Below are 13,040 nucleotides of genomic sequence, written 5' to 3' on the forward strand. Positions count from 1 at the left end.
CGGTTCGGGGCCGGCGGCACCGCCGTCTCGCGGCGCCGTCCCAGGGAGATGCTCCGGGCTCACACCGGTGTGAAGGTCAAGGGAGACGCCGTACGGGGCCGGCCCCGCGAAACCCCGGTGTGACACTTCCCGGACGTACGGCGCAGTAGGAAGTGAGCCGACTGGTCATCGGCGTGGCACGACGAGCCGGGGTTCCCCCCGTACCTCTGGGCTCAGTGCCGTCGGCGCGGGCGGGACACGTTCCCCCGGTCCCGCCCGCGCCTCTTTTCGTCCCGGCCTCCGGGCTCAGTAGACGATGACGCGGTCGCCCTCGCGGACCTGGTCGAAGAGGGCGGCGACCTTCTTCTTGTCCCGGACGTTGACGCAGCCGTGCGAGGCGCCGGCGTACCCCTGGGTGGCGAAGTCCTTCGAATAGTGGACCGCCTGCCCGCCGCTGAAGAAGAGGGCGTAGGGCATCGGGGTGTCGTAGAGCGTCGAGTGGTGGTCGCGGGACTTCCAGTAGACCTTGAACGCGCCGTCGCGGGTGGGCGTGTACTGGGAGCCGAACCGTACGTCCATCGCCGCGCGCACCTTGCCGTCGACCATCCACGCCAGCGAGCGGCTCTGCTTGCTGATGCAGAGCACCCGGCCGGTCAGGCAGCGCTTGTCGGGCTTGGCCAGCGGGAGGGTGGTCGGCGGGTGCAGGTCGTCCTGGGTGGGGCGGGGGGTGCCCGCGCGCAGCCGGTCCCAGGTGACGGTGTCGGTGGTGCCGGTGACCGGCAGGGCGCCCTTGCGCTGGTAGGCGGAGACCGCCTCGCTGGTGACGTCGCCGTAGAAACCGGTCGGGGAGCGGCCGAAGAGGCCGAGCGAGGCCAGCCGCGCCTGGAGTTCGCGGACCTGCTCGCTGGTCTGGCCGGGCCGCATGAGGACGGCCGGGGCGGCGGGCTTCGTCGCGGACGGCGTGGGCGGGGGTGGCGGGGGCTTGGGCGTCGCGGTGGTGGGCGCCGGGGAAGGCGTCGGCGGTGGCGGGGGCGGCGAGGGCTTCGGCGGGCGGGCGTCCTCCATGGTGGCCGGCGGTGGCGGTGCCGGGGAGAGCCCCGGTCCGGCCGCGGCGTCGACCCGGCAGCCCGCGAGGGCCAGCAGTGCCAGTGCCCCGATCGTCGCCGTGGCGACCGGTCTTCCTCGTCCCGTGTGCCCAGTGGGCATGAGCCGCACCCTCCCCTTGGCGGTCGGCGGGGCCCGGCGCGTGGGCGCGCGGACATGCCCGCTCCTGGCCCCTGAATGCCCACCCCGGGAGCCGGTGGAACCTCCCGCGCGCGGGCTGGCCCGAACCCGCCCCGGAGGTGGCCGTTCCACTTCCTGGAATCGAGAGGTGTGAAGCCGCACGGACGTGCGAAACTCCGCTCATGCTGGGTGTCACCGATCTACCGACCTACCTCGCCGGGCTCGCCGTCATCGTGCTGCTCCCCGGCCCGAACTCGCTCTACGTCCTCTCCGTGGCCGCACGGCGCGGACCGAGGACCGGGTACGCGGCCGCGGCCGGCGTCTTCACCGGTGACGCGATCCTGATGACGCTGGCGGCGGCCGGCGCGGCCTCGCTGCTGCGCACCAACCCGCTGGTCTTCGCCGTCATCAAGTACGCGGGCGCCGCCTACCTGACCTGGATGGCGATCGGGATGCTCCGCAGCGCCTGGCGGCTCTGGCGCGACCGGCGCGAGGAGAGCGGCCCGGAGCCCGAGGCGGCCCCGGCCGACGCCGCCCGCGAACGCCCGTACCGCAGGGCGCTGGTGGCCAGCCTGCTCAACCCGAAGGCGATCCTCTTCCTGCTGTCGTTCTTCGTGCAGTTCGTGGACCCGGCCTACGCCTATCCGGCGCTCTCCTTCCTGATCCTCGGCGCCCTGCTGCAACTGGCCAGCTTCGCCTACCTGTCCACGCTGATCTTCGCCGGGCACCGGCTGGCCGCCGCCTTCCGCCGCCGCCGGAGTCTGTCGGCGGGGGCGACGACGGCGGCCGGGGCGCTCTTCCTCGGCTTCGCGGTGAAGCTCTCCCTCAGCGGCGTCTGACCGGCGCCGCCCTCACCCCATCGCCTTCGACAGGCGGGGCGAGAGCCGCCGCGCCCGCCGGGCCAGTCCCCGTACGGCCCGGTTGCGCGGCACGAAGGCCAGCCGTTCCGGTACGCCGCCGGGCAGCGCCAGCGCGGTGAGGCGGCGGCGCTTGAAGTAGCGGGCGAGGGCCGGGGTGTGCCGCAGCCGGGCCAGGTGGCGTTCCGCGACCGGGCGCAGCTGCGGGTTGAGGGCCGGCTGCATCGCGAACCCGACGGTGGCGACCAGTTCGGCCAGCCCCTCGGGCAGCCCGGCCCCGTCCGTCCCCGGCGGCGTCCAGGCGTCGACCGCCGCCTCGTCCTCCAGCGCCGGGAGCAGCGCGTCGACCAGGGTGACGGGCACCCGGTTGCTGTTCTGGTACGGGGTCAGGCGCTCCAGGAGCAGGTCGGTGCCGGTGCGGGCGACGGGCAGGCCGTAGCAGACGGCGGCGGTCAGCAGGGCGGTGGAGAAGCAGCCGGCCACCAGCGCGGGGCGCAGCCGCTGGAAGACGACCTCCGCGAGGACGGGCTCGTCCAGCACCCCGAACCGCACGCCGAGCCGGTCCGCCTCCTCCGCCAGCGCGCGGGTCCACCCGGCGGGCGCGGAGGGGTGCGGCTTGAAGACGATGTCGCGGTGGCCGAGGGCGGCGGCGCCGCGCAGCAGCCGCAGGTGGAGGCGTTCCTCCTCGTCGGGGGTGAGCACGTCGATCGCGGAGAGGTACTGGCCGAGCAGGAGCGCGGGCGATCCGGTGCCCGCCGCTCCGGCCGCGTCGGCGGCGCGTACGGAGGCCGGGTCCTCGGCCAGTTCACCGAGGACCTTCACGAACTCCTCGGTGGGGACCACCTCCGGCTCGACGCCGAACTCGCCGAGCAGCAGCGGGCGCAGCCCCGGCACGAGGTCGAGGTGGAGCAGGCGGGCCACCCGGGTGCCGATCAGCGGGTCGAGCCGGGAGCGGGTCGGGCCGTAGCTCATCAGGCCGTCGGCGTAGAGGTGGACGGGGGCGTCGGAGAAGATCCGGACCACCGCCTGGGAGGGGTTGGCCTGGAGCGATTCGCAGGCCACCTCCAGCGGGCCGTCGCCGAGTTGCCACGCCTCGCGCACCGCGCGCTCCCACAGCGGGCAGTCCTGCTCACGCGGGGACCAGCCGGCCGGGTGGAAGGGCTGGATGAAGGCGTTCCAGGAGTGCACGGCGTCGAACTCGCCGGCGAGCGCCGCGAAGCCGGGCATGGCGTCGAGCGGGGTGCCGACCTCGGGGACGGCCGAGGTGTCGCTGACCACCAGGACGCGCCGGTGCTCGGCACGCGGCCCGAACCGCCCGGCGCGGAGCGCGGCCACCACGGTCGCCGCGGCGTACTGGGTGGCGGCGAGGAAGAGCTGGGTGGAGCCCGGGCGGACGCCGGCGGGCGCGGGGGCGTCGTTCATCGGGCCGCCTCCTCGTGGACGCGGGTGGCGGGGACGGCGGCGGGGGCGCCGGGGCGCAGGGCCTGGTGGCGCCGGACGCGGCGGAGCCGGGCGGCGCGCTCGGGGCCGAGGGCCGACAGGGTGGAGCGGAGGATGTCCTGCGGCAGCCGCCCGAGGGCGGCCGCGCTCTCGGCGCGCAGAGTCCGGGCCACGGCGGGTTCGAACCTTTCGATGGATTCCAGATGGTGCGCCATCACGGCGCAATAGGTGCGAATGGCTTTCGGCAGGAGTTCCGCCCCCTGTTCGTGCGCCGCCGTCTCCTCGACCACCTGGTCGAATGCGCGCAGGAAATCGAGTTGGCGGACGTCGCCGATCTGGGTCAGGGAAGAGGCGACCCCGCGCCGGTAGAAAACACCGTAAAGGCTGGTCACCGCGAAGGATTCCGCCTCGCGGTGCAGCCGCCAGATCCACGGGCGGTCCTCGGCGGTGCGCAGTCCGTCCCGGAATCGCAGGACTCCGGAGTCGAGCAGCCGCCGGTGGTAGACGCCCGCCCAGGCGTACGGGTAGTCGACCGAGGTGGAGCGGTCGGCGGGGAGGATCGCGTCGAGGGGGCGCAGCGGCACCTCGCGGCGGCCGTGCGGCATGCGGTGGATCTGGCGGGCCTTCCCCGTCACCTGGACGTGGTCGACGCGGACGAAGTCCGTCCCCAGTCTCTCGGCGGCGTCGAGGAGTTGGCCGCAGTAGCCGGGGGCGTACCAGTCGTCCCCGTCCAGGAACGTCAGGTAGGTGCCGCGGGCCGCGTCCAGGCCGGTGTTGCGGGCCGTCGCGAGGCCGCCGTTGACCTCGTGGGGGAGGAGGACGGCGCCGGGCACCTCCTCCACGGCCCGTTCCAGCAGGTCCCGGGTGCCGTCCGACGAACAGTCGTCGACCAGGAGGAATTCGACATCGTCCCGCGCGTTCGCCTTCAGGCTGCGCAGAGTGTCGGGCGCGAATTGCCGCACGTTGTAGAACGGCACGATGACGGAGAGCTTGACCACGGAATCGACGCTAAGGGGCGTCCGAGGCCCGCTCCGCGAAGCCCTCGGGTACACCAGGTGAACGCCGGGCGGACAGCTTGTTAACCCCCTCGCCGCATTCCGTCCCGGGCCCGGCAATTCCTTTCGTCGGTGCGCTGTTAACCCTTTGTTGCCATCCCGTTGGGCCCTTTGGCGCCGACCCTTCCTAACGTCGGCGACGTGCCAGCAAGCAACCACCGAACCCCGCGCATCGCCGTTCTCGCGGATTCCGACACCCGCTGGAAATGGGGTGCCCTCACCGCCGGACGGCTCGCCCCCGAGGGCGCCACCACCGACGGCTACCTGCTGCGCGGCCGGGCCACCCCCACCGAGCGGCAGCTCGCCGAGGTCGGCCTGCGCCCCGACGCCCTCGCCGAGGTCCCCCTCGCCGGCTTCCTCGCGGAACTGCGGCGCCGCCATGCCGACGACGCCGCCGCCCCCTACGACCTGGTCGTCCTCGCCCTGGTCGGCGGCGCCGTCCAGGCCGCCCTGCACGGCCTCGCCCGCCTCGGCCAGGACCACGGCGTGCGCCCGGTCGTGGTCACCGGCTACGTCGGCGTCGTCTACGAGAAGCTCGCCGACGGCCTGCTGCTGCGCCACGGCGCCGACCTGGTCCTCGCCAACTCGACGGTCGACGCGGAACGCTTCCGCGCCGTCTACGAGGGCGTCGGCGCCGACTGCACGGCTGTCACCGAGGCCGCGCTGCCCTTCCTCGGCGGCGCCCCGCACCGCCCGGCCGGCCCCGACGGCCGCCCGTACACCGTGGTCTTCGCCGCCCAGCCCTCGGTGCCCGCCGGCCGCGCCGACCGCGCCCACCTGCTGGACCGGCTCATCGGCCACGCCCGCGCCCACCCCGACCGCGAGGTCCTGCTCAAGCTGCGCTCCAAGCCCGGCGAGCACACCACGCACCTGGAGGAGATTCCCTACCAGCGGCTCGCCCGCGACCGGGGACCGCTGCCGGCCAACTTCCGCCTGGTCCACGGCAACATGGGCGAGGTCCTGGACCACACCGACCTGCTGGTCACCGTCAGCTCCACGGCCGCCCTGGAGTCGCTGCACCGGTCGATCCCGACCGCGGTCCTCACCGACCTCGGGGTGCGCGAGGCACTCGGCAACCACCACTTCATCGGCTCCGGCTGCCTCACCTCCTTCGACCGGCTCGACGAGGGCCACACCCCGGTCGCCGACCCCACCTGGCAGGACCGCAACGGCGTCGCCCCCGGCACCGCCTACGCGAGCGCCTTCGACACCGCCCGCGCCCGCACCGCCGCCCTGCTGGAACTGGCCGGGGCGAAGGAACTCCCGCCGATCACGCCGTACTACACGGCGCGCACCGCCCCCGGCTACCTGCCCGGGCTGCTCGCCCGCCACCACCTCGCGCCCGACGGCACCCCGCTGCCCGGGGCCCTCGACCCCGCCCCCGCCGAGGGGCTGCGCGGCCGGGCCCGCACCGCCGTCAACGGCGCGGTGCGCGGCGCCGCCCGCGCCGCCTACCGGCACGGCGTCCAGAACGTCGCCCCCCTCGTCCGCCGCCTGGGCCGGCTGTGACCGGCACCGGCGAGCCCCGACCCGTACGCCCGACCCTCGAAGGAGACGCCATGCGCGACCCCGCTCCCCGCGTCCTCGCCGTCATCCCCGCCCGGGGCGGCTCCAAGGGCGTGCCCGGCAAGAACCTCGCCGAGGTCGGCGGAGTGCCGCTGGTCGCCCGGGCCGTGCACGCCTGCCGCACCGCCCGCCTCGTCAGCGAGGTGCTGGTCTCCACCGACGACCCGGCCATCGCCGAGGCGGCCCGCGCCGCCGGGGCCACCACGGTGGAGCGGCCCGCGCCGCTCTCCGGGGACACCGCCACCAGCGAGGCCGCCGTGCTGCACGCGCTGGACACCGACGAGGCCCGCCACGGCCGCCTCGCCGACGTGGTCCTCCTCGTCCAGTGCACCAGCCCGTTCCTCACCGCCGACGACGTCGACGGCGTGACCGCGGCGGTCCTGGAAGGCGCCGACACGGCCGTCACCGCCGCCCCCTTCCACGGCTTCCTCTGGCGGGACCTGGCCACCGGCGCCACGCCGAGCAGCGGCCACGGCGTCAACCACGACGCCGCCCACCGCCCCCGCCGCCAGGACCGGCCCGAGGACCTGCTGGAGACCGGCGCCGCCTACGCGATGCGCGGCGACGGCTTCCGCGCCGTACGCCACCGCTTCTTCGGCCGCACCGCGCTGGTCCGCACCGACCCCGCCCGCGTCCTGGAGATCGACGACCCGCACGACCTCGCCCGGGCCCGCGCCCTCGCCCCGCTCCTCGACCGGAACGAGGCGCCCGGCGCCCGCCGGCCCGGACCCGGCGACGTGGACGCGGTCGTCCTCGACTTCGACGGCACGCAGACCGACGACACCGTGCAGATCGACGCCGAGGGCCGCGAACGCGTCAGCGTCCACCGCGGCGACGGCCTCGGCATCGCCGCCCTGCGCGACGCCGGCATCCCGCTGCTCATCCTCTCCACCGAGCAGAACCCGGTCGTCACCGCCCGCGCCCGCAAGCTGCGCATCCCCGTCCTGCACGGCGTCGACCGCAAGGACGAGGCGCTCAAGCAGTGGTGCGACGAACAGGGCGTCGACCCCGCCCGCGTCCTCTACGCCGGCAACGACGCCAACGACCTGCCCTGCTTCGCGCTGGCCGGCTGGCCCGTCGCCGTCGCCAGTGCCCACGAACCGGTACGCCGCGCCGCCCGCGCGGTCACCACCGCCCCCGGCGGCCGCGGCGCCGTCCGGGAGATCGCCTCCTGGCTCCTCGGCCCCGACCTCAAGAGCCCTTACCCGGCCCGGCCCTGACCCGGCTCACACCCCGACCACCACCCGTACACCGGACCCACCACGTGAGGAACCACCCATGAGCAACCAGAGCACCAACCCCCGCCTGCGCACCCTCGGCACCCGCACCGCCGGCCCCGGCCAGCCCGTCTACGTCACCGGCGAGATCGGCATCAACCACAACGGCGACCTGGAGAACGCGCTCGCCCTCATCGACGCCGCCGCCGACGCCGGCTGCGACGCGGTCAAGTTCCAGAAGCGCACCCCGGAGATCTGCACCCCGCGCGACCAGTGGGACATCGAGCGCGACACCCCCTGGGGCCGCATGACCTACATCGACTACCGCCACCGCGTGGAGTTCGGCGAGGACGAGTACCGCGCCATCGACGCCTACTGCAAGAAGCGCGGCATCGACTGGTTCGCCTCCCCGTGGGACACCGAGGCCGTCGCCTTCCTGGAGAAGTTCGACGTGCCCGCCCACAAGGTGGCCTCCGCCTCCCTCACCGACGACGAGCTGCTGCGCGCCCTGCGCGCCACCGGCCGCACGATCATCCTCTCCACAGGCATGTCCACCCCGCGCCAGATCCGGCACGCGGTCGAGGTCCTCGGCAGCGACAACATCCTGCTCTGCCACGCCACCTCCACCTACCCGGCCAAGGCCGAGGAGCTGAACCTGCGGGTCATCCACACCCTCCAGGCCGAGTACCCCAACGTCCCGATCGGCTACTCCGGCCACGAGACGGGTCTCCAGACCACGCTGGCCGCCGTCGCCCTCGGCGCCGCCTTCGTCGAGCGCCACATCACCCTCGACCGCGCCATGTGGGGCTCCGACCAGGCCGCCTCCGTCGAGCCCCAGGGCCTGTCCCGCCTGGTCCGCGACATCCGCACCATCGAGGAGTCGCTCGGCGACGGCGTCAAGCAGGTCTACGAGTCGGAGCTCGGCCCGATGAAGAAGCTCCGCCGCGTCCCCGGCGTCGTCGCCGAGGCCCAGGCCGAGGCCGGCCGTGAGCCCGCCGCCGTCTGACCCCCGCCCCGGGCGCCCGGGGGCCGGGAACCCCGCGCCGGCCCCCGCCTACGGCGGGCCCGCCCGGCGCGCCCAGGGCGAGGACGAGGCGCTGGCCTTCGTGGAGAGCCCCGTCCAGCTCCTCAACGTGCTGGAGTGGGCCCACGCCTCCGGGCAGGACCCCGACCGCCTCACCCTGGTCGTCCTCTCGCCCCTCGACCCGATGTCCCGGGGCCAGCTCCGCCGCATGGCCGAGCTGGCCCGGGGCGAGGGCGTCGAGGTCCGCTGGGAGGAGGCCAGGGGCGGGATGGCCGCACCGCTGGCCACCGTCCGGGGCCTCGCGCCCCGGCTGCGCGAGGCGGGCCGGGTCGTCATCGGCGACCCGTTCTCCCGCTACGTGCAACTGCTGCTCGCCCTCAGCCGCGCCCGCGACCTGGTCGTGGTGGACGACGGGACGGCCACCGTGGAGTTCCTCGCGCAGCTGGCCCGGGGCGAACGCCTGGTCCGCTGGCACCGGCGCGGCGGCCGCCGGGGCCCGCGCGAACTGCTGCTCGCCCCGGTCTCCGCCGCCGCCCGGCGCCGGCTGACCCCCGGCGAGGGGCACCCGCGCATCGAGGTCTTCTCGGCGATGCCGGTGGACGCGGCGCCCGAGGGGCTGACCCTCACCCGCAACACGCTGGCCTGGACCCGGGCCCGCTTCGGCCCGCCCCGGCTGACCGGCGGGGCGGACCTGGTCGGGACCTCGCTGGTGGAGACCGGCGTCGTCGACGAGGCCCGCTACCGCGAGGCCGTGCACGCCCTGGTCCGCGCGCACGGTGTCACCCGCTACTTCGCCCACCGCCGGGAGAGCGCCGCCAAGCTGCGCCACCTCACCGACGGCACCGGCCTGGAGGTGGTCCGCCCCGACCTGCCGCTGGAGCTGATAGCGCGGCGCGGCCCGACCGGCCGCACCCTGCTCAGCTTCCCCTCGACCGTGGTGCACACCCTGCCCCTGGCGCTGGCCGGGACCGGGGTGCGGATCGCCGTCCTGGACATCGACCCGGAGTGGCTGACCGGCCACGCCTCACCGCGCGCCCAGGGCTTCCTCTCCGGGGTCACCAGCAGCGCTCGAGCGGCCCACCGGCTCACTTCCGTACCCTTGAACCCGTGAGACGCCCACGGCGGCCCGGGAGACCGGGCCGTTGCCGCCCGGGCGCCACGGGTGCCCACCAGATGAGACGGATACCTGTCCGATCCGGCCCGGCCGTCCTGCGTTCCCCATGGCTTGAACAGAATGCCATCACCGCAGGTGAACGCCGGGCAAAAGCAAATTTCATACCCTCCGTGCTCGCACGACAATCATCCGGAGCCCGTTTTTCTTACGTCTTTCCGGCTGAAGTTTTGTTGATCGATGGTGAGTTGGCTCCCGTGGCGGCCTAACCTTGCCAAGGTGAACCAACTGATGTCCCGCGAACCCGGTGCCCCTGCCCCTGCCGAGACCGCCCGCGACCTGGCCGCCGACGTACCGGCCGCCATCGAGCTCGCCGGCACGATCCCCGACCGGCTCTGTGCGGAGCTCATCGCCTTCCGGCGCGACCTGCACATGCACCCGGAGCTCGGCAACCAGGAATTCCGGACGACGCTGGCCATCAAGACCCGGCTGGAACAGGCCGGCCTCACCCCCCGCGTCCTCGACTCCGGCACCGGCCTCATCTGCGACATCGGCACCCGCGCCGAGGGCGACGAGCGCGGCATGCTGGCGCTGCGCGCCGACATCGACGCGCTGCCCATCCCGGACACCAAGGCGGACGCCCCGTACCGCTCCACCGTCCCGGACCGCGCCCACGCCTGCGGGCACGACGTGCACACCACCACCGTCCTCGGCGCCGGCCTCGTCCTGGCCGCCCTGGACCGCGAGGGCAAGCTGCCCCGCCCGGTGCGGCTGCTCTTCCAGCCCGCCGAGGAGGTGCTGCCCGGCGGCGCCGCCGACGCCATCGAGAACGGCGTCCTGGACGGCGTCGGCCGCATCCTCGCCGTCCACTGCGACCCCAAGGTCGACGCGGGCCGCATCGGCCTGCGCGTCGGCCCCATCACCTCCGCCTGCGACCGGCTGGAGATCGCCCTCGACGGCCCCGGCGGCCACACCGCCCGCCCGCACCTGACCACCGACCTGGTCACCGCCGCCGCCAAGGTCGTCACCGACGTGCCCGCGCTGGTCGCCCGCCGCGTCGACGCCCGCTCCGGGCTCGCCGTCACCTGGGGCCGCATCGACTCCGGCCACGCCTGCAACGTCATCCCGCAGCACGCCGAACTCTCCGGCACGGTCCGCTGCCTCGACCTCGACGCCTGGCGGCTCGCCCCCGACCTGATCCACTCCGCCATCGACGAGATCGCCGCCCTGTACGGCGCCAAGTCCGAGATCACCTACATCCGCGGCGTCCCGCCCGTCGTCAACGACCCCGCGGCCGCCGACCTCCTCCACACCGCCATGGCCGCCCGCCGCGGCGCCGCCTCCGTCGAGGGCACCGAGCAGAGCCTGGGCGGCGAGGACTTCTCCTGGTACCTCGAACACGTCCCCGGCGCCATGGCCCGCCTCGGCGTCCGCCGCCCCGGGGACCCCGTCTCCCGCGACCTCCACCGCGGCGACTTCGACGTCGACGAGTCGGCGATCCGGGTGGGCGTGGAGATGTTCACCGCGGCGGCCCTGCTGGACGCGGGCGAACGGCCGTGAGCGCGGGAGAGGCCGGGCCGTGCCGGGTCCGGCCTCTTCGCGGGGGTCTCCACGACCCCCTGTGATCTCTGTCCAGGGGAAGGCCTAGGCGTATCCGCAGGTCGTCGGCCCGGGGCGAGGCCGTGGGGAGCGGCTGAGCTGCGGGCGCGGCTCACTCCTCCCGCCGCCGCAGCAGTACGACCACCATCACCAGGCAGCCCGCCATGACCAGCACGGTCAGCCACGGGGGGACGTTCTCCCCGTTCTGCTGCGCCAGGGTGTTCACCGTGTCGAGGGTGTGCATGACGTCTCCTCTTCCCGTGCTGTCGGGGGCTGTTCCCTTTGTCCGCGTCTGCCCCCGGGCGGAGCGGCGAACCAGGCGGCGGTCGACTGGGTGGACGTGCCGGACGGCTGGCTGCTGCGGGGACGCCCGCCGAGGCGGTCGCGGAGGTGGCCGAGCGGTACGCGCGGACCGGGGTGCCGGTGGAGTGGTACCGCAAGGAGGCGCCCCGCAGCCGGGTCCGCGTACCCGCGTTCCTGATCGCGCGGACGCAGGTCGCGGTGGGGCAGTGGGTTCCGTTCGCGCGGGCCACCGGGCGTCCCCCGCCCGTGGCCCCGGCGGACCACCCGGTCACCGGCGTCACCTGGGAGGCGGCCACCGCGTACTGCCGCCGGCTCGGTGCACGGTCCGGCACGCCCGGGCGGATCCGGCTGCCCACCGAGGACGAGTGGGAGCGGGCGGCCCGGGGCGACGACGACCGCGAGTTCCCCCGGGGCGACACCTACCGCACCGGCCTCGCCAATCTCGTCGACCTCGGCCTCGGCACCACCGCGCCGGTCGGCTCGTTCCCCGGGGGCGCGAGCCCGTACGGCGTGCTGGACCTCGCGGGCAACGCCGACGAGGCCCGCTGCGCCCGCCGCCACGGCGCCTACGAGCGCGACCTCACCGCGATCGGCGTCGGCCTCCGCCTGGCCACCGACGCGGACACGCCCTGAACCCCGGCCACGGGCGCCCCCGCCCGGCCTAACCTGCCGTCATGCTGCACTTGCGGATCATCACCCCGGCCGAGCGCACCGAGGAGACCCTCACCACGCTGCGGGGCGTCCCCGGCACGTACAACCTCATCGTGCTCCCCGGGGCGGCCCGCGAACCGGAAGGGGATGTGATCCTCTGCGACGTGGCCCGCGAGTCGGGCGACGACGCGGTGCACGCGCTGCGCCGGCTCGGCGTCGACACGTCCGGGTCGATCGCGGTCGAGAACGTCGACCTGACGGTGTCGCAGGGGGCCGACCGGGCCGAGAAGGAGGCGCCGGGGGACAGCGCGGACGCCGTGCTGTGGGACCAGCTCGCCGAGATCACCCACGAGGAGTCGACGCTCTCCGTCACCTACCTGTCGTTCATGACCCTCGCCACCACGCTGGCCGCCTGCGGCGTGGTCCTCGACAACGCCGTGCTGATCGTCGGCGCCATGGCCATCGGCCCGGACTTCGGGCCCCTCGCGGGCGTCTCGGTGGCCGTCGTGGAGAAGCGCCACCGGCTCGTGGCGCGGTGCCTGATCTGCCTGCTCGTCGGGTTCGCCGTCGCCATCGCGGTGACCGTGCTGTTCAGCCTCGCCATGGACGCGGCCGGACTCTTCCACGCCGAGCAGCTGACCAGGCACCGCCCGATCACCGAATTCATCGTCTCGCCCGACGAGTTCTCCCTGATCGTCGGCGTCCTCGCCGGAGTCGCCGGCACCCTCTCCCTCACCTCCGCCAAGTCCGGCGCCCTGGTCGGCGTCGCCATCTCCGTCACCACCATCCCCGCCGCCGCCAACGCCGCCGTCGCCCTCTCCTACGGCAACTACGCCCAGACCCGCGCCAGCAGCGAACAACTCCTCCTCAACCTGGTCGCCATCTCCGTCGCGGGGACGCTGACACTGCTGGCCCAGAAATGGCTGTGGCGGCTGCGGCGCGGGCGAGGTGCCGAACCGGCGGGTGCGCGCGAGGACCGGTGATTCTGCCGATGGCGGGGGTGCCGTAGCGCCC

The 13,040-nt window shown here is 74.6% G+C and carries 11 protein-coding genes and 1 pseudogene; 8 read left to right on the forward strand and 4 right to left on the reverse strand.

Going from position 1 to position 13,040, the window contains the following annotated elements:
* Positions 1–285 precede the first annotated feature (285 nt).
* Positions 286–1,185, reverse strand: coding sequence for a L,D-transpeptidase family protein (locus OIM89_RS19615; RefSeq protein WP_030698483.1), 900 nt, complete (start codon positions 1,183–1,185; stop codon positions 286–288).
* A 200-nt stretch (positions 1,186–1,385) separates the two neighbouring features.
* Here OIM89_RS19615 and leuE point away from each other — a divergent pair, with 200 nt between their 5' ends.
* Positions 1,386–2,042 carry a leucine efflux protein LeuE gene (gene leuE, locus OIM89_RS19620; protein WP_030698484.1) on the forward strand — a complete coding sequence of 219 codons (657 nt, stop codon included), beginning with the start codon at positions 1,386–1,388 and terminating at the stop codon, positions 2,040–2,042.
* Between the two features lie 12 nt (positions 2,043–2,054).
* Here the strand turns inward: leuE and OIM89_RS19625 are convergent, their stop codons facing one another.
* Together OIM89_RS19625 and OIM89_RS19630 are read right to left on the reverse strand one after the other, a co-directional pair.
* Entirely contained in the window at positions 2,055–3,482 is a 1,428-nt protein-coding gene (locus tag OIM89_RS19625; protein ID WP_264491477.1) for an alpha-2,8-polysialyltransferase family protein, read from the reverse strand.
* Positions 3,479–4,498, reverse strand: a complete 1,020-nt coding sequence (locus OIM89_RS19630; RefSeq protein WP_030698486.1) for a glycosyltransferase family 2 protein — start codon at positions 4,496–4,498, stop codon at positions 3,479–3,481. Before OIM89_RS19630 ends, OIM89_RS19625 begins: the two co-directional genes overlap by 4 nt.
* Positions 4,499–4,696: 198 nt before the next feature.
* Here OIM89_RS19630 and OIM89_RS19635 point away from each other — a divergent pair, with 198 nt between their 5' ends.
* The 5 genes from OIM89_RS19635 to OIM89_RS19655 all read left to right on the forward strand — a co-directional run bounded on the left by OIM89_RS19635 (position 4,697) and on the right by OIM89_RS19655 (position 11,033).
* Entirely contained in the window at positions 4,697–6,064 is a 1,368-nt protein-coding gene (locus OIM89_RS19635; protein WP_264491478.1) for a capsular biosynthesis protein, read from the forward strand.
* A gap of 50 nt (positions 6,065–6,114) precedes the next feature.
* Positions 6,115–7,341 (forward strand): acylneuraminate cytidylyltransferase, encoded by a 1,227-nt coding sequence (locus OIM89_RS19640; RefSeq protein WP_047464818.1) that lies wholly within the window; start codon positions 6,115–6,117, stop codon positions 7,339–7,341.
* Positions 7,342–7,399: 58 nt separating this feature from the next.
* Positions 7,400–8,344, forward strand: coding sequence for an N-acetylneuraminate synthase family protein (locus OIM89_RS19645; protein WP_003948410.1), 945 nt, complete (start codon positions 7,400–7,402; stop codon positions 8,342–8,344).
* Positions 8,325–9,473 carry a hypothetical protein gene (locus OIM89_RS19650; protein ID WP_030698489.1) on the forward strand — a complete coding sequence of 383 codons (1,149 nt, stop codon included), beginning with the start codon at positions 8,325–8,327 and terminating at the stop codon, positions 9,471–9,473. Before OIM89_RS19645 ends, OIM89_RS19650 begins: the two co-directional genes overlap by 20 nt.
* A 291-nt stretch (positions 9,474–9,764) precedes the next feature.
* Entirely contained in the window at positions 9,765–11,033 is a 1,269-nt protein-coding gene (locus OIM89_RS19655; RefSeq protein ID WP_264491798.1) for an amidohydrolase, read from the forward strand.
* A 151-nt stretch (positions 11,034–11,184) separates the two neighbouring features.
* Here the strand turns inward: OIM89_RS19655 and OIM89_RS19660 are convergent, their stop codons facing one another.
* A complete protein-coding gene (locus tag OIM89_RS19660; protein WP_257202784.1) occupies positions 11,185–11,316 on the reverse strand; it encodes a hypothetical protein in 132 nt (43 codons plus the stop codon).
* A gap of 48 nt (positions 11,317–11,364) precedes the next feature.
* Between OIM89_RS19660 and OIM89_RS19665 the strand changes: the two are divergent.
* Both OIM89_RS19665 and OIM89_RS19670 read left to right on the forward strand, forming a co-directional pair.
* A pseudogene (locus tag OIM89_RS19665) lies at positions 11,365–12,033 on the forward strand (formylglycine-generating enzyme family protein); the annotation flags it as partial.
* 16 nt (positions 12,034–12,049) lie between these two features.
* The gene (locus OIM89_RS19670) at positions 12,050–13,009 is read left to right on the forward strand and encodes a DUF389 domain-containing protein (protein WP_030698492.1); all 960 of its coding nucleotides are present in this window, start codon (positions 12,050–12,052) and stop codon (positions 13,007–13,009) included.
* The last annotated feature ends 31 nt before the right edge of the window (positions 13,010–13,040 follow it).

Origin of the sequence: Streptomyces sp. BI87 (assembly GCF_025957665.1) — a bacterium.
GTDB classification, from domain to species: domain Bacteria; phylum Actinomycetota; class Actinomycetes; order Streptomycetales; family Streptomycetaceae; genus Streptomyces; species Streptomyces albidoflavus.

What these genes read in the sequence shown, in the direction of transcription:
- OIM89_RS19615 (WP_030698483.1), bottom strand. Translation starts at nt 1,185, where the DNA reads ATGCCCACTGGGCACACGGGACGAGGAAGACCGGTCGCCACGGCGACG.
- leuE (WP_030698484.1), top strand. Translation starts at nt 1,386, where the DNA reads ATGCTGGGTGTCACCGATCTACCGACCTACCTCGCCGGGCTCGCCGTC.
- OIM89_RS19625 (WP_264491477.1), bottom strand. Translation starts at nt 3,482, where the DNA reads ATGAACGACGCCCCCGCGCCCGCCGGCGTCCGCCCGGGCTCCACCCAG.
- OIM89_RS19640 (WP_047464818.1), top strand. Translation starts at nt 6,115, where the DNA reads ATGCGCGACCCCGCTCCCCGCGTCCTCGCCGTCATCCCCGCCCGGGGC.
- OIM89_RS19645 (WP_003948410.1), top strand. Translation starts at nt 7,400, where the DNA reads ATGAGCAACCAGAGCACCAACCCCCGCCTGCGCACCCTCGGCACCCGC.
- OIM89_RS19655 (WP_264491798.1), top strand. Translation starts at nt 9,765, where the DNA reads ATGTCCCGCGAACCCGGTGCCCCTGCCCCTGCCGAGACCGCCCGCGAC.
- OIM89_RS19660 (WP_257202784.1), bottom strand. Translation starts at nt 11,316, where the DNA reads ATGCACACCCTCGACACGGTGAACACCCTGGCGCAGCAGAACGGGGAG.
- OIM89_RS19670 (WP_030698492.1), top strand. Translation starts at nt 12,050, where the DNA reads ATGCTGCACTTGCGGATCATCACCCCGGCCGAGCGCACCGAGGAGACC.